Origin of the sequence: Paenibacillus soyae (assembly GCF_024623455.1) — a bacterium.
Classification (GTDB): Bacteria; Bacillota; Bacilli; order Paenibacillales; family Paenibacillaceae; genus Pristimantibacillus; species Pristimantibacillus soyae.
Map to the genome: position 1 here is coordinate 35,706 of NZ_JANIPJ010000008.1, position 18,082 is coordinate 53,787.

The 18,082-nt window shown below is 52.4% G+C and carries 8 protein-coding genes; all 8 read left to right on the top strand.

All coding sequences use genetic code 11. The features are described 5' to 3' along the window. Positions 1 to 34 precede the first annotated feature (34 nt). Positions 35 to 1,465, top strand: coding sequence for an aldehyde dehydrogenase family protein (locus NQZ67_RS12625; protein ID WP_257445994.1), 1,431 nt, complete (start codon positions 35 to 37; stop codon positions 1,463 to 1,465). A gap of 1 nt (position 1,466) precedes the next feature. After that, a complete protein-coding gene (locus NQZ67_RS12630) occupies positions 1,467 to 2,867 on the top strand; it encodes a sulfatase family protein (protein WP_257445996.1) in 1,401 nt (466 codons plus the stop codon). A gap of 167 nt (positions 2,868 to 3,034) precedes the next feature. Continuing rightward, on the top strand, positions 3,035 to 5,290 hold the full coding sequence (locus tag NQZ67_RS12635) for a helix-turn-helix domain-containing protein (RefSeq protein WP_257445998.1): 2,256 nt from the start codon (positions 3,035 to 3,037) through the stop codon (positions 5,288 to 5,290). A 173-nt stretch (positions 5,291 to 5,463) separates the two neighbouring features. Further along, positions 5,464 to 6,357: an ABC transporter permease gene (locus tag NQZ67_RS12640; RefSeq protein WP_228551494.1), complete on the top strand. Its 894-nt coding sequence runs from the start codon at positions 5,464 to 5,466 to the stop codon at positions 6,355 to 6,357. 15 nt (positions 6,358 to 6,372) lie between these two features. Then, positions 6,373 to 7,263: a carbohydrate ABC transporter permease gene (locus NQZ67_RS12645; RefSeq protein WP_257446001.1), complete on the top strand. Its 891-nt coding sequence runs from the start codon at positions 6,373 to 6,375 to the stop codon at positions 7,261 to 7,263. Positions 7,264 to 7,312: 49 nt separating this feature from the next. After that, on the top strand, positions 7,313 to 8,950 hold the full coding sequence (locus NQZ67_RS12650; protein ID WP_257446002.1) for an extracellular solute-binding protein: 1,638 nt from the start codon (positions 7,313 to 7,315) through the stop codon (positions 8,948 to 8,950). 93 nt (positions 8,951 to 9,043) lie between these two features. After that, complete coding sequence (locus NQZ67_RS12655; protein ID WP_257446003.1) at positions 9,044 to 12,061, top strand: glycoside hydrolase family 2 TIM barrel-domain containing protein; 3,018 nt, start codon at positions 9,044 to 9,046, stop codon at positions 12,059 to 12,061. 74 nt (positions 12,062 to 12,135) lie between these two features. Further along, a complete protein-coding gene (locus tag NQZ67_RS12660) occupies positions 12,136 to 18,072 on the top strand; it encodes an S-layer homology domain-containing protein (protein WP_257446004.1) in 5,937 nt (1,978 codons plus the stop codon). The last annotated feature ends 10 nt before the right edge of the window (positions 18,073 to 18,082 follow it).

Here is an 18,082-nt window from a genome sequence, read left to right on the forward strand (position 1 = left end):
ATTATTTTATAAATGAAATGGAGCTGGAGATGACATGTACAAACATTATATAGACGGCAGCTTGGTTCAAGGTCTCGGGCTGACATTAGCTGTACACAATCCGGCAACTGAGCAAGAAGCGGGCACGCTGCTGAAAGCGACGGAGGAGCAGGCGCAAACGGCGCTGGAAGCGGCGCAGAAGGCTTTCCCTATATGGTCCGGCTATTCGCTGAAGCAGCGTGGAGAATGGATGGAGCGTTTGGCCCAAGCGATTGAAGCGCGGCGTGAGCAGATTCTGGAGGTGCTCATGAGCGAGACAGGCAAGCCGCTTCCTCAAGCTGTTGAGGATATGGAAATGCTGCCCAGATGCTTGAGATATTATTATGAGGAAGCCAAGCGGCTGCATGGCCGTATAATCGAGGATGAGGACCAAGGCATCATGAGCCTGATGAAGAGGCAGCCTGTTGGCGTTGTGGTCGGCTATCTGGCCTGGAATTTCCCGCTGCTGAATCTGGGCTATAAGCTTGGACCGGTGCTTGCCTCGGGCTGTACCTGCGTTATCAAGCCGTCGCCATTGACGCCGCTGACCACGCTGCTGATCGGCGAGATCGCGGAGGAAATCGGATTCCCGGCGGGCGTCATTAACCTGATTACAGGCGATACGATCGAGCTGGCGTCGGTTATGAACACGAGCACCATTCCGCGTATGCTGACCTTGATCGGATCCACTTCCGCAGGCAAGGCGATAGTAGGCCAATCTGCGACCTCAATCAAACGCTTCTCCCTGGAGCTTGGCGGCAATGCCCCTGCCATTGTGCTGCCTGACGCCGATGTGGAGGCGGCTTGCGAGCAGTTGGTGAATCTGAAGTTCGGCAATGCCGGCCAGATCTGTGTATCGCCGAACCGCGTGTTCGTACACGAATCGTTATATGAGACCTTTGTAGCCAAGGCTGTCGAGAAGGCGAACCGGGTTACACTGGGCTGGGGCCGCGAGCCCCAGGCGGTGATGGGCCCCATGATCTCGGCGGGGCATCGCTCCAGAGTGCAGGAGCTCATCGCGAGCGCAGTTGCAGAAGGCGCGTCAGTTGCGGCAGGCGGAGGCATTCCGAACGGCATCGACAAGGGCTACTACCTGGAGCCGACCATCATAACGAATGTGACGCCGTCCATGCGGATTTGCAAGGAAGAAATATTTGGACCAGTTATGCCTATTATGCCCTATTCGGACCGGGAGCAGGTTATTCAAGAGGCGAACAATACTGAATTTGGTCTTGCCTCTTATGTGTTCGGCACCGATATTAACGATATACTTCATATTGCCGAATCGCTTGAGGTGGGCACGGTATGTGTCAATGGCCCCCATTATTCCGTGGAGCTTCCGCATGGCGGCGTGAAGGAAAGCGGCATTGGCAAGGACTGCTCCGTCTACAGTCTGGAAGAATATTATACGGTGAAGCGGATCACGATACGGAAGGGGAAGTCGTAAGATGGCCCATAAGAGCAAGCCGAACATTTTGTTTCTGATGACGGATCAGCAGAGAAACGATACGTTCTCCTGCATCAATCCGGAGGTGCTGACGCCATACCTGGATGAGCTGATTGGAGACAGCGTCTTCTTCAGCAATGCCCGCTGCGCCAATCCATCCTGCGTGCCGTCCCGGGCTGCGATTATGACGGGCAAATTCCCGTCGGAGTGCGAATGCCCGACCTTTATTACGCAGCTTCCCGCTCATGAGACTACCTTTATGACTCGTCTGCAGGAAGCGGGCTACCATACGGCTGTTATTGGCAAGCAGCACTTTGCCGGCTCCTCCATCAAGCGGGGCTATGACGAAGAGATGATTATTGATGGCCATAGCGCCTTCTACCCGGACGATACGATTCAGCCCTACCTGGATTATCTGGCAGAGCATGGCGTCGATAGAAAAGCGGTTATGAGCAAGACGCTAATCAGCGGCGGCACATGGAATGTAGAGTCCCAATATCATCTGGATGATTATTTGGGCGAGCTTGGCAAAGCATGGATGGATAAGAAGGGACGTGCCGCCCAAGCGGACGATAAGCCGTGGTTCCTCACCCTGTCATTCTCCGGACCGCATCATCCCTATGACTGCGAAGGAACGGAATATGCGGAGCTGTATGATCACGAGAAGCTGTCCGCTCCGGAGTCCACTTACGCCGATCTGGACGAGAAGCCTCCACATTTCAAGAAGATGGGCTCCTACGCCGATATTTATCTCAAGCATTTCTCGGAAGAAACGTTCAAGAAGACGAAACGCTCTTATTATGCCAATGTCAGCCTCATTGATCGGAAGATCGGCGAGCTGATCCGAATCATGAAGGAGCACAATCTGTATGATAACACGCTAATCATCTACACCTCCGATCATGGCGACTTTATGGGCGACTTCGGCATGGTGGAGAAGATGCAATGTCTATCGGACAGCCTGATGCGCGTGCCTCTCTTTGTTAAGCCGCCCATTCAAGGCTTCCAAGGCTTCGAGGTGAAGGATGACGTGCTTAATATCGACATAGCGGCAACCTGTCTGGAGGCGGCCGGAGGGGAGGTCCCGAGCTCCCTGTCAAGTTATTCCTACACGGGATATTGGGATGAGACAAGAGAGAAGAAGGTCCGCGAAGCCGTCTATATGGAGGCTGGCACGATCAAAGGCTGTATTCATCAGGGAATGAAGACGGTACATTACATGGACCGAAGCTACGGAGAGCTGTACGATCTGAACAATGACCCGCTGGAGCGGCGCAACCTGTGGAATGATCCCCGTTATACGGAGCAGAAGCTGGAAGGCTATCGTTTCATCGTCGATCATATGTACAGGGCGATTCCGAAGTCCGATGTGCCATGGAATGTGGGAACGCCGGACATTTAAAACCATAAACTTCATGAGCGTATTTACCGTATCCAGTGTGAGGATTCCCCGCACTGGATATGCTTATTTCTGAGGCCTGCTGTACGGAAGCGATTTGTTTGTGTTAAGTTAATAGGATCGCGCTTTTTTCCATGATTCCATTCTCGAAGTAAAGGAGCAGCATGAGCATGAGAATGAAGCTGGGCAAGATGTCTTTGTTCTACAAATACCTGATTTCCTATGCGCTCTTGCTTATACTTCCGGTGCTTGTTACCGGCTTTTTTGTTTATCAATATTTTGTAGGGATGCTTCAGACGCAAGTGCTTCAGTCCAATCACGGGATGCTGGAGCAGGTTAGAGATACGATGGACACCCAGCTGTCCGAGATGAGGAATATCGCGATTCAGCTGTCGGCCAAACGGGAATTCGATCCGGAGCAGCTTGGCGAAGCTTATGCCGTCTACGAGGCGAAGGAGAAGATCAGTCTCTACGCGGAAGCCAATACGTTTTTCTCGGAGGTTGTATACAAAGCCCATGGGGTGCCGCTGCTGATCTCGTCGAAGAGCACGTATCTGCCCTCCGTGTTCCATCAGATGTATCTCAAGGAACAGATGGATTATGAGCAATTTGAAAAGCTGCTGGCGTTAGACGAGGTTCATGTCCAGGCGGCCGCCTCCCTGAAGAGTGAGCAGGACAGCTCCTGGGATCCTTATATCTCCTATTCCGTTCCCGTGCCGGAAATTGGCTCCTCCATTGATACGAAGGGGATGCTGATCTATCTTATCAAGGAAAATGAAATGAAACGCATGCTTCAGTCCTTTCTTCCTTATGAGCAAAGCAATGTCTATATCGTGGATCAGCAGGGAGAGCTGATTACGTCGTTGTCCGATCAGCTGAAGCTTCCGAAGGAGCTGCTGTATTCAGAATCAGAGCTTAGCGGAATCAGGCAGCTGGGCGGCGAGCCTTATTATGTGTCCAGAATCACCTCCGCATCCAGCGACTGGACGTATATTACCGTGGTGTCGGAGACCCAGCTGATGAAGCCGGTTGATGAGCTGAAATATAAAGCAACCATTGTGCTGGCTCTCATTCTTATTATTGGCTCCAGCATCATCTACATCAATATGCATGTGCATTATAATCCGCTGCGGAGGCTTATTCGCATTGTGGATGAGAAGCTGCAGCAGTCAGACGGCGGCTCACGGCAAGGACTGGACAAGCTGCGATCGGCATTCGATTATATGAGCACTCGGAGCATGACGCTGGAGAACCAGGTCGAGCTCAGCCGACCGGCGCGCAGACAGCAATTGCTTACCCAGCTGCTGCAAGGCGGGACGGGTGATGAGGAGGCGTTCCGCCAAGCCTGCGAGGAGCTGGGCATCAGGCTTCGCGGTTCATACAGGGTCGTATGTATGCAAGCGCATCCAAATGAAAGGCTCGATTCCGCTGACTCCGCGCCGGCGACTTCATGTCCATGGAGGCTGATGGTTCCCGATGAGATTGACATGTATCAGGTGGAGACGATACAGCCGCATCGCTGGATTTGGATACAGGAGTGGCAGGAAGGGGAAGCTTGGTCCACATGGCATAAGGAGCTGGACGCGGCAACTGGCATACCATGGACGATCGGCGTGGGCGACAAATGCAATGAGCTCAGCGAGCTGCCCAAGTCCTATATCGGCGCGTTAACAGCGCTCCAATTCCATCTTATAGCGGGAAGCGATCGCGTCATTCTGCCGGATCAGCTCTCTTCCGGTGACGACAAGTTTTTGGCTTATCCAGCGCGCGAGCTGGACATGCTCAGCTTCCATTTGAAGGAAGGCGATCTGGCGCAAACGAGACGGTATATGGAGAATACGCTGGAGCAGATCCGGGCGAGGAGCCAGTCGCTGCTGACGGCCAAATACATCTATTTCGACATTGTCCATACGATTCTCAAAGCTGTGTCCAATGAAGCGCTTCATCGCGGCATTGCGATCTCTTATCCCGATATTATTGAGCTGACGCAGTGCACCTCCTATTCCCAGATGGATGCCATCGTGTGGAAGACGCTGGACGAAATTGCGCCGCTGCTGGAGAAGCAAGAGCAGCCAGGGGAGGATATGCTGCTTCAGCAAATTATCGAGCTGCTGCACGCCAAATATGCGGATTCGCAATTCAGCATTCAAGGCATGGCGGGCCACTTCTCGCAATCGGCCTCCTATCTCTCCCGATATTTTAAGGAGCAGACGGGTCGAACGGTGTCGGATTATTTGAATGGCATTCGTATTGATGAAGCAAAGCGCCTGCTCATCGAGACGGATCTAACGGTTACGGACATTGTTCAGCGAATTGGCTACAGCGATCCGTCGAGCTTTATTCGGAAGTTCAAATCCGAGCTTCAGCTCACTCCCGGCGAGTATAGAAAACGTATGCAGAAACCGCACGAAAGACCGCCTCAATAGGTGAAAAATGCTCAAAACCCTTGATGTATCAACGGTTTTGGGCGTTTTTTATTTTTCGCATATAGGTGAAAATCTCGCTGATTGTACTCTTCCGCCCTGCTTGATACGATGAATGGGCACCTTGGTGAAAGCGCTTTACAACATCGGCATTTTTCGAAATTGGAGGGAATCATGTGTTGAACCGCTGGAAACGACATTACGAGTTATACTTGTTATTGCTTCCAACACTGCTTTATTTCGCCGTATTCGAATACGGGCCAATCTACGGCTTGCAAATCGCCTTCAAGAACTTTGCTCCCTTCAAAGGAATTAGTGGAAGCCCATGGGTCGGATTCGACAACTTCCTTCGTTTCTTTGACAGCTATAAGTTCTGGGACGTGCTTGTGAATACGCTGACGATCAGCGTGTACGAGCTGCTGCTGTTCCCGATACCAGTCATACTGGCACTGCTTATTAATCAGCTGACAAGCAAGCGCTTCAAAAAGCTGGTTCAGACGGTAACGTATGCGCCTCATTTCATCTCAACCGTCGTTATCGTAGGTATGCTGAACCTGTTCCTGTCTCCGAGAAACGGAATCATTAACCAGCTTTTGGAGACGCTAGGGCTGGAGACGATCTTCTTCATGGCCAAGCCGGACTGGTTCGCTTCGATCTTTGTATGGTCGGGTGTGTGGCAGAATGCGGGCTGGGGAACGATTATTTATTTGGCCGCGCTTACCTCCATCAATCCGGAGCTGCATGAATCCGCGGTTGTGGATGGAGCCAGCAAAATCAAGCGAATCCTATACATTGATCTGCCAAGCATTATGCCTACGGTCATCGTGCTGCTCATTCTCAGTGTCGGCAACTTTATGTCCGTTGGCTTCGAGAAGGTGTATCTCATGCAGAATCCGCTTAACGTATCCTCGGCAGAGGTCATTCAGACATATGTGTACAAGACCGGCTTAATAGGCGCGCAATACAGCTATTCCGCTGCAATCGGCATGTTTAACTCCATCGTTAACTGTCTATTGCTCCTGATGGTTAATTTCCTGGCGAAGCGCTTTGGCCAGAACAGCTTGTGGTAGAGAGGAGTCAACACGATGGAAACTTGGAGTCGCAGCAGAGGAGATAAGCTATTCGATTGGACGAACATTATGTTCTTCCTTCTTATTCTCGGGATCGTCATTTATCCGCTGTATTTCATTATTATCGCTTCGTTCAGCGATCCGGATCTGGTGAATGCAGGCAAGGTGCTGCTTATTCCCCAGGATATTTCGTGGATCGGCTATGAAAGAATTTTTGGAGACGCAGAAATTTGGAATGGCTATAAGAATTCCATTATGTATACGGTGCTCGGCACCATCTTTCGAGTGTCCCTAATTATTACAGGGGGATATGCCTTGTCCAGAAAGGATCTTCCTATGGCAGGCACGCTGATGCTGTTGATTCTGTTCACGATGTTTTTCCATGGCGGTCTCATTCCAACCTACCTCCTGGTGAAGGAGCTTGGAATGGTGGATACCATGTGGGCCATGATTGTACCCGGTGCGGTCAGCGTCTATCAGCTCATTATCGTAAGAAGCTTCTTCCAGTCCAACATTCCCCAGGAAATGCTGGAGGCGGCTATGATGGACGGCTGCGGCAACTTCAAGTTTTTCCTGCGTATGGTGCTGCCGCTGTCTCTGCCGATTATCGCGGTTATGGTGCTGTTTAATGCGGTAGCGATGTGGAACTCATACTTCCAGGCGCTCATCTATCTGAATGACGCAAGCCTTCATCCGCTCCAAATCGTGCTTCGCAAAATATTGATTATTAGCGAGGCGCAGCTGGATCTCATCGATGCTTCAGGGGATGCAGCCGAGGAGCAGAAGGTATCCGAACTTATCAAATATGGTATGGTGGTTGTCTCCAGTCTTCCCGTTCTTGTGCTGTATCCATTCCTGCAGCGCTATTTCGTCAAAGGTGTCATGATCGGCTCGGTGAAAGGCTAACTGAGCTTCATGAATAGATGCTTTACTACAATTTAGGAGGTCAAAAAAAATGAGAAAAAAATGGTTCGTAACAGGTACGGCAATGCTCGTCACGATGACTATGCTTGCTGCAGGCTGCTCCAATGGCGGCAACAACGTAAATAATGGCGGCAATGAAGGGGCAAAGCCTCAGGAGAGCACTGCGCCAGTAGAGGAGAGCATCAAGTTCCCTCTTGAGAAGCCGATTGAGCTGAGCATCTTCGCAGCAACCGATCCGCAGGTGAAGAAGGATTACAACGAAATGCAGATGTTCAAGCAGCTTCAGGAGCAGACGAATGTTAACGTGAAGTGGACTATGGTGAGCACAGAGCAGCTTGTGGAGAAAAAGAATATTACGATTGCGAGCGGCCAGCTTCCGGACGCGTTCTTCGGCAGAGGTGTGCTGAGGGATGAAGAGGTAATCAAGCTGAGCAGCCAAGGCGCGTTAATTCCGCTGGAGGAGCTGATCGAGGAGCATGCTCCAAATCTGAAGAAGGTATTCGAGCAGCGTCCGGAATTCAAGAAGCAGATTACTGCGCCGGACGGTCACATCTACTCCTTGCCTACAACGGTAGAGCGTGATTTCAATGGTATTCCTTCCGCCTTGTTCATGAACAAGAAATGGTTGGATGATCTGGGATTGGCTATCCCAACAACAGTTGACGAGTTCTACAATGCGCTGAAAGCGTTTAAGGAAAACGATCCGAATGGCAACAAGAAGGCCGATGAAATTCCATTCTCCTTCGTATTCGGCAATAACTCGCAGAATGGTCCTAACGCATTGGCAGGCGCCTTCGGCATCCCGAATGACGACAACCGCGATCATCTGTACATCGACAACGGTACGGTGAAATATGCACCAGAGCAGCCGGAATACGAGAACTACGTGCAATTCATGAGCAAGCTGTACAAGGAAGGCTTGATGGATCAAGAGGTGTTCACGCACAACCTGAACGCTTACCAGACGAAGATTCGCAGTGAAGTGCCGCAGGTTGGCGCATTCTTCACCTATTCCCTTGGCTCCGTATTTGGTAATGTTCAAAATGATTATGTAGCGGTACCGCCTCTCAAAGGCGCTAATGGCGAGCAAGGGTGGCTGCGTATGCCTGTAGGCTTCAGCATCGGCTCCTTCGCGATTACAAACAGCAACAAAAACCCTGAAATTACAATGAAATGGATTGACAGCATCTATGAAGAGAAGCAAAGCTTCCAGTTCGAATCCGGTCCGTTCGGTCTGACCTCCAAGGAAAATGCTGACGGCACAATCGAGAAGCTGACACCTCCAGAGGGCGTGGCATTCGGAGCGTTCAAGCATTCCGAAGCACCTGGCAACGGCGCTGTGACGATTGTTCTTCAAGATATGGTAGATCGTTATATCGATGCTCAAGCGGATGAGAAGCGCACTTATTACAATATGTACGATCCTTTCGCTCCAAAAGAAATTTTGCCATCCATGCTGATGACAACGGAGGACATCGAGACGCTGGCTCCGATCCAGCTTGACCTGGGTGGACCAAACGGCTTCTATTCTTCAAACTTTGCACAATTTGTAATGAACGGCTTCACGCATGCGGATTGGGAAAACTACGTGGCGCAGCTGAAGAAGATGAACATTGATACGTATGTGTCCATTTACCAAAAGTATTACGACGCTTACAAAGCGAAGTAAATAACGGTCAGTCAGCCATATGAACCTGGAGCTTGCTCTCCAGGTTCCCTTTATATCCTAAGTAAGCAAGTTTCATTTGAGGTGAAAAAAGCGATGCTGCACTTAACAAAATATTGGGACGATCTCCATGTCCTCCATGTCAATCGAGAGGAACCGCGCGCGCACTATATCCCCTATGCGGATGAACGGTCGGCGCAGTCAGCCAAGCGAGGCCAGTCGCCACTGTACCAAACGTTAAACGGGCAGTGGAAGTTCCGGTACTATAACAGCGTGCATGAAGTGAAGGATGCCTTCTATGAGGACGGCGTCGATGTCAGCGGCTGGGATGATCTGCTTGTGCCTTCCTGCTGGCAGTCTAACGGCTATGATCAGATGCACTATTCCAACGTCAATTATCCCTTCCCTTGTGATCCTCCATTCGTTCCCGATCGCAATCCGGCGGGCTTGTATCTTCGGGACTTCCAGGTTCGGGAGGAATGGCTCGGCAAGCAGAAGCACGTTGTATTCGAGGGCGTCAATTCCTGCTTCTATCTGTGGGTGAATGGCTCCTTCGTCGGGTATAGCCAAGGAAGCCGTATGCCGGCAGAGTTCGACCTGACGCCTTATCTTCGGGACGGCAGCAATCGAATGGCCGTTATGGTGCTGAAGTGGTCGGATGGCTCGTACCTGGAGGATCAGGATGCCTGGCGGTATTCCGGCATATTCCGGGATGTCTACTTGCTGGCTCGCAGCGAAAGCAGAGTGCGTGATGTCTTCTACCGGGCGGATCTGTCGGAGGGGCTGGATCAGTCTGTTGTGCAATGCACAATCGACACGGTTGGCTCCGTAGACGTAACTATACAGCTCGTAGACGCCTCCGGGGTGAAGCAGGGGGAAGCATCGGGAACCATCGATGGCTCCGCCACGTTCAGCCTGACTGTGGAGCAGCCGGAGCTATGGCATGCGGAACGGCCCTATCTCTACAGCCTGTTCGTCACCGGCGGCGGTGAGGTGCTTCATTTCAAAGTGGGGATGAGGAAGGTTGAGGTTCGGGATGGCGTGTTCCTGATTAACGGGCAAGCGGTGAAGCTGAAGGGCGTTAACCGGCATGATTCGCATCCGGAGCTTGGCCAGACGATTCCACTTAAGCATATGATTCAGGATCTGCATCTCATGAAGCGACACAATGTGAACACAGTCAGAACCTCTCATTATCCCAATGACTCACGCTTCCTGGATTTATGCGATGAGCTGGGCTTCTATGTAATCGACGAGGCGGATCTGGAGTGCCACGGCGTATTGCACGCGGGTGATTATCATATGCTGACGAAGGACCCGGCATGGGAGGCTGCTTTCATAGAGCGCGCCATTCGGATGGTTGAGCGTGACAAAAACCATGCATGTATCGTCATGTGGTCCATGGGCAATGAGTCCGGTTATGGCGTCAATCATATTGCCATGGCGAGATGGACGAAGGAGCGGGACTCGTCCAGAGTCATTCATTACGAAGGGGCTGCGCTTAAATATAACGGCCATCCCGATACCGATTGCCTGGATGTCAACAGCCGTATGTATGCGACGGTTCAGGAGCTGCTGGATTACGCGACGAATGAGAGTCTGAACAAGCCGCTACTGCAGTGTGAATACAGCCATGCCATGGGCAATAGCTGCGGCGACCTGCAGGATTATTGGGATGTCATCTACAAGTATCCCAAGCTAATGGGCGGCTGCGTGTGGGAATGGTGCGATCACGGCATTAAGGCTGTATCGCCGGAGGGCGAAGCTTACTTCGCTTATGGCGGCGATTTCGGTGATAAGCCGAGTGACGGGAACTTCTGTATCGATGGACTGGTCAGCCCAGACCGAATTCCGCATACGAACCTGCTGGAGCTGAAGAAGGTTATTGCGCCAGTGCTGCTGGAGGCGGAGGAGCTGTCGAAGGGTCTGGTCCGTGTCACCAATCGCTACGATTTTATCGATTTATCGGATTGCGTAATGGCTTGGAAGGTAGAACGGGATGGCGAGACGATGGAGCAAGGCTTACTGCCTGTTCTCCATACCGCGCCGAAGCAGTCCGAGGTTATCGAGGTGCCTTATACAATACCGGCTGAAGGTGGACGCTGGTTCCTGCAAATAACGGTCATGCAGAGCCGCGATACGCGCTGGGCGGCTGCGGGGCATGAGCTGACCAGTGAGCAGTTCGAGCTGCCAGCCCCTCATTCCTCTATGGATCAAGAAACGACGATTGCCTGGAAGCCATCCTTGAAGGTGCGGACAGAAGGCTCGGAAGTAACGATCGAGGGCTTTGATTTCCTGCATGTATTCGATCTGCAGGCCGGCACCTTCACAAGGGTGACCAAGCATGGAGTACCGCTGCTGCAGGGTATGCCGAAATTCCACATCTGGCGGGCACCGGCAGATAATGACCGCAAGATTAAGGTGTTCTGGAGGCAGGAGGGCTACGATCGAATCGAAACGAAGGTGTACCGCTCTGAGATGACGCTGGCTGCCGCTGACAAAGTCAGGTTCGAGGTCGAATTCTCGCTGGGCGGCTACATTAAGCTGCCGATCCTGAGGGGCACATCGATATGGGAGATTGATGGCGAAGGCGTCATTACCGTTGCGGCCGAAATGAAGGTTCGTGAGGAGCTGCCGTATTTGCCGCGAATCGGTCTGCAGTGGATGATGCCGGGGGGCAATGAAGAGCTGGAGTACTTCGGCTATGGTCCTCATGAAAGCTATGTCGACAAGAGGAGAAGCGTACGCAAAGGGAAATATGCGCTGACTGTCGATGAGATGTATCAATCCTATGTCGTGCCGCAGGAGAACGGCTCTCGTTATGGAACAGAGTGGGCGACGGTAAGCAACGCGCTTGGCATGGGACTGAAGTTTACAAGCCCGGGAAGTTCATATTCCTTCCAGGCGCTGCATTATACACCGGAGGATCTGACCGAGGCGATGCATACGTATGAGCTGAAGCGTCGGAAGGAGACCATTGTTCACCTCGATCATCGGATGAACGGTATCGGCTCCAGCTCCTGCGGAACGGATCTGCTGGAGGCTTATCAGCTGAGCGACAAGGAATTTGCCTTCAAGCTGGAGATTGCTCCCGTTATGAAGGAAGACGAATAAGAGATAGAAGCGATGGCAGCCTGAGATCGCGCAAGCGTCGATATCGGCTGCCCATCGATTCAAGGAGGTCTATAATGAAGAAGACAATTGCTTTATGGTTATGTATCGTGATGATCAGCGCATTGGCAGTACCGCCAATTGCCGCTGCTTCGCCGCAGCTATCTACCGCACAGGAGCTGGCGGACTATTTGAAAACAAAGGGCGGAGATGCGTCAAAAATTATATTGGCAGACTCCAACACAACGGTTCAAGTCAGCACTCCCGTCACACTGAATGAGTCCTTTGCCATTCCGAGCGGCATCAAGCTGCAAGGCTTTGTTCAGATGAATATTCAAAGCGATATTCAGGTTTATGGCAAGCTTCAGGACAGTCGCGGGCTTGATTTCCGCAAAAACGGCATAGTGGGAACGGGTGCCGGCTCCTTCGTTCTGCATGCGGGAAGCAGCTATTATCAGCAAGGCGTAGAGGTGGTTGGCGCAAATGGACACTTTATGCTGGGTGCAAACGCCAGTGTGACGTTATCCGCCAGCAATCATTTTGAGATTACCTCCGGGACCGTAACGGTTGCGGCAGGCAAGACAGTAACGGCAGATATGGCCAAAACAATTATTGTCGCGGATGGCGCGACGCTGGTGGTCAACGGGACCATTGCGGATGGCATTCTGCAGATGACGCCTCCACCGGGCCAGGCCGACACGACGGCATTAGTCCAAGCCATCCATGAAGCCAATACGAATCGGGCATCCGTATCCATCAGCGTGGATGGAACCGATGTAACAGCGCCCGGCATATGGGTAAGCTCCACTGTAATGAGTCAATATGAAAGCGCTATTCTAGCTGCGACCGCAGTAAGGGATCAATCTGGCGCGACCCAGCTGGAGGTAGATAACGCCGTCGCCCAGCTGGCAGCAGCTACAAGCAGCTTTAATGCCGCCAAGGCGCAGGGAACAGGCAATGGGGTCATTCGTATTGCGTCGGCATCTGAACTAGTGGCATTCCTGCAAACGCTAACAATTGACGATACCAAAGTAAAGCTGAATGGTAACACGGCCGAGCTGTATGAGCCAGTTGTGCTGGATAAGGCAATGTCCATTGCAAGCGGGGTGAAGCTTCAGCTTTTCACACAGCCAACGGTCAGCACCACTCTGGACATCTATGGCATCGTGCAGGACAGCCGAGCTCCGGAATTGCGTACAGGCGGTTTAATTGGAGCCGGCACAGGCAAAGTTAACTTCCACACAGGAAGCAGCTATTACCAGCAAGGAACAGAGGTAATTGGCGTTAACGGCATCTTCCGCTTGGGAGCCGACACGAGAGTGGCCGTTCGAGCGGATCAGCATCTGGATCTTGCAGCAGGCATGGTCACCTTGGCCAAGCCGGTGACAAGCCAGGTATTTAGCAAAATTACGGTATCGGACGAAGCAACCTTCAACTTCTCCATTGCCAATATCGGAGAGGGAGTCGCCTATTTCCCGGCGGGGCTTCACAAGGTGCAGCTGACAGAGGCGCTGGCCATCGCAGAGGCCCATCGCGACTTCACAAGCTCCAGCGTGGACGGGCAAGATGTGGGGTCCGACACCCAGTGGGTAACACCCGCTGTTAAGGACAGCTTTGCGGCTGCCATTCAAAGTGCAGCTGCCGTTCGTATGGATCCGGATGCTACGGAATCGGATTACGGCCAAGCTCGGGCGGAGCTGGAGACTGCGACCACATCGTTTGTTGCGGCTAAGCAGCCAGGAGCGCTTCCTGTTGCGGAGATCACAACAGCGGGGCAGTTGCTCTCAGCCATCCAAGCCTTTCAGACCGGTGGGGAAGAGGTTGTCAGAGCGCTTAATAACGAGGTTGTGAACGGTGTCACCTACCAGGTCATCGAAGTGTTCAAGCCGGTGACCATCCCTAGCAATGTGACGGTGCCAGCGAACGTTCGTTTGAAGTATACAGCTCAAATGACGGTGCACGGTGTCATAACGGTGAGGGGACAGCTGCAGGATTTCCGTGATGAAGGCTTTATTATCGGCAATGGAGCGGTAGGGGCCGGGGGTATTGGAGCCGTACAATTCATGCCGGGCAGCGCATTATATATTAAAGGCAAAGGAGAGACGGTTGGTCCTACAGGGCTGCTGGCGCTGGATGCCGGATCGGTGCTGTCGCTGTATGCGAAGAACAGATTGGAGCTGTCCAAGGGCTCGGCCAAGGTGCTGAAGCCGCTTATTGTCGCCCTGACCAATGATGCAGTTATTGCCGAGGGAACGACGCTTACCGTTATCGCTTCCATTCCAAAGGAAATTAACGTCGTGTCCTATGGCAAAATAATTGACGCCAGCATTCAGAATACGGAAGCCAAGCTGGGTATGATAGCTGTGGAAGCGGCTTCCTCTAACGAAGCTGTTGTGACGGCGGAATTGGTGGAGGGACGTGTCTATCTGACGCCAGGAGCCGCAGGCTCAGGACAGGCGAGAGTGACATTAACCTCGGAAGACGGCAAGGCAGCGTACATTGATGTCATCGCGGCAAGCGGAGCCATTATCGATAAGACGGTTATGAAGTATGGCGCGTTATCCCCGAGCGAGCTCAAGGCTCTTATTCGAGTTAGAACGAATGAGCTCGAAGAGCTGATTACGCTGGCAGAATCCAGAAGCCTGGATGCGGAGCGGGAGAAGGGAGCGCTATGGTTCGCGGGTGAATTCGACAAATACGCGGATTGGGATGAGCAGAACATAGCTGTTAACAAAAAAATGTTCGCTGTCATTCCGACTTATAGCCCGGGAGGACGTTCTCCCGAGGAATTGGCCGTGGAGCTGCCTGAATTCGAAAGAGTCGAAATTATCGCTATGCTGGAGGCTGCCATTGCGGAATTAAACGCCGTACTGGACGGAACGGTAACCAGAAGACCGGTTCGCCTTGTAGACTGGGATGGCATAACGCTGCAGGGCAGCAACTTCTACAGCAATGGCAAGCCTGTGTTCCTGCATGATTATTTCTCCAAGCCGCTGGATGTTCCGAAGGACAATGCGACGCTCTATAATCATTATCTAGGCAGCATTGATCTGCCGCGCTCCATTAATCCAAGCTTTGTGACCGACAATTCAGGTACGCCGGCACCGGATAAATACGGAGATCTGCAGAATCGCCCAACAAGCAACATGGGCTACACCATTCTATGGCATGATCCAGCTCCGGCATGGGCAGTCAGTCAGAATGGGGATACGATGCGTGATGGTATAACAACCTTCACCAAATATGATATTAATCATCCCGCTATTCGTTCGATATGGGAGGATGTGCTGAGCCATACCGGACCTATTACATCCGGCAAGCCCTATACGGAGCTTGGCTATCTCTTGGCGAATGAGCCGCATTGGTTCCTGGAGAAGGGCCACTGGGCTGTCGCGAAGAAGGCGAACGGACAGGAGGGCATATCAGATATTGCGCTTCAGCAGTTCGCCGAGTGGCTGCAGGATCGCCATGGATCGGTTGACGCGATGAACGCGCTGTGGAGCACCAGCTTCGCCAGCTTCGATGCAGCAGCAAGAGGCGTCATTCCAATGGACAAATCGTACAAGGGAACGCCGGTAGGGTATGATGTATCCCTCTTCAATATGGAGAGAGGCACGGAGTGGCTGACCTTCCTGCATGATCAGGTGAAAGCGAATGACCCTGATGCCAATACGCATATGAAGCTGATGCCCGACCTGTTTGCCGAAGGCAATCGCACGCATGGCATCAACTTCGAGGACTTGACGGAGATGGCGGAGATCATCGGCGACGATGCGAAGACGCGGAAGGTGAACTTCAAGGCAACCGGTTCCTCTGAGGATTGGACGGAGCATTATGCGTACTACTGGAAGGAGCTGGGGATGTCCTATGACTTCATGCATTCCGTCAGCCCGGAGAAGGCACATGTCAATTCCGAGGTGCATTTCCTCTCCACAGTAGCGTACAGAGACCTATACATGAAGCCGGAATATGTCCGCTCCACCTACTGGCTCGCAACTGTACTGGGCATGGATGCTGGCTTCACCTGGTTCTGGGGTCGAAATCCGGACGGCTCCATCGAGAACCGACTGATGAATACTACGGTTCAGGGCTTGCTGGAATCTTATCCGGGAACGGTTGCCCAGCAGCCGCGTGTTGCCAATGAGCTGAGCAAAACCATGATGGATCTGAATGCGTTCTCCGAGGAGATTGTACAATTCCAGACGCAAGAGAAGCCGATACGCATCTATTACTCCGAGACATCCGCGATTAATGACGAGCATTATGTGGATGATCAATTCGAGCTGTATGAGGCGTTGAACTTTGACGGCGTTCCGATTGGCTTTGCGACGGAGGGCATTATCAAGAAGCAGCCGCATTCTACTTGGGACGTCATTGTGGTACGTGAGACGCCGAGTGTGACAGACGAAGAGTTTGACGCGCTGCAGGGTTATCTGAATGCGGGCGGTACAGTCATTATCGATGAAGAAAGCTTGGCCTTCAATGAGTATAAGCAGCCTCGGACAGCTTCGCTTATGCCTGGCAATGGCACATTGATCACCATGCCTGGCGATGCGACGGCTATGGCGAGCGAGGCGCTGGATATTCTTGATGAGGCCAACAAGCTCTCTCCAGTGGAGCTGAAGGAATCCAACGGCCTTGCTCAGAAGGGCGCATTATGGCGCGTTGTCCAGGCAGCCGACGATCGGTATGTCATGACTGTTATTAATGTAGGGAAAAATACCGCCAATCTGGAAATTGTGATGGCGGATCAGTCTTCCGTGACAATTACCGATATGATGACAGGGAAGGAGCTGGCCACAGCCTTCACTCTTCCATCGGAAGGTGTTCTGTTGTTGGAGATTGAGGTACATGAGAAGGAGCAGCCAGCTCCGCCTGTTATTCCTGTAACTACAGCTCCACCCCTGTCGACACAAGACCCAAGAGCTGAAGTCATAAGCAATCCTCGCGCAGATCGTGGCGTGATCAAATGGAATGTGCCGGCGAACAAAAACAAGGTGCTTCTGCCAGCTCAATCATCCGGCGTACAAGGTCAGAACAAGCTGCAATTGCTCTCCGATCAGCTTGCGATTGACATTCCTGCTTCCGTATTGAAGGACCTGACCTCAAGCCTGGGGCAAGGCTCCATGGAAGGAGCTGTTGTATCGGTGGCCTTCGATACGTTAACCGAGTCTCAGTCCCAGTCCTTGGTGGCTGCGGCGATGCAGGCGGGCAAGGTTCAGCTCAAGGCGGCGACGTCTATGATCGACTTCACGTTAAGTGTTGTGGATCAGAGCGGCAAGGAGATGAAGCTGTCCAGCTTCAAGGAGCCTATCACGATTTCCTTGAAACTGAACGAAGGGGCGGAGCTCTCCCAGCTCGGCATGTACTTCATCAGGGAAGACGGCCTACTTGAGTATGTGGGAGGAGAAGTTCGCGACGGGATGCTGGTTGCTGAGGTTCAGCATTTCAGCACTTATGCCGGTCTGCAATATAAGAAAACCTTCAAGGATGTGCCTGCGTCCTATTGGGCTGCGCCTGCCATTGAGATGCTGGCTGCCAGAGGGATTGTAACGGGTGTGACCTCTGATGAATTTAAGCCGAAGCAAAGCGTAACGCGCGCCGAATTTGCCGCATTGCTTGTGCGCGCTCTGGGGCTAAGCGCCAGCGCCTCCGCTCCATTCTTGGACGTAGCGGAATCCGATTGGTATGCAGAGGCTGTAGCGGCTGCTTATGAGGCAGGGCTTGTTCAAGGTGCAGCAGCCAATCGGTTCTTGCCGCATGCTTCGATTACACGGCAAGAGATGGCGGTTATGCTCTATCGCGCCAAGGCCTATATCGACCGGATTCCGGCCCATGGGCAGGCCAAAACGGCGTCAGATCTGGACGAAGCAGCAGTATGGGCGCAAGAAGCGATTGCCGATATGCTGAAGCTTGGCTGGATGCAAGGACGCGGTGAAGACGTATTTGCTCCGCTGGGGATTACGAGACGGGAAGAGGCAGCACAGGTGCTTGCCGCCATTCTCGCGCCTTAGCGGCAGATTG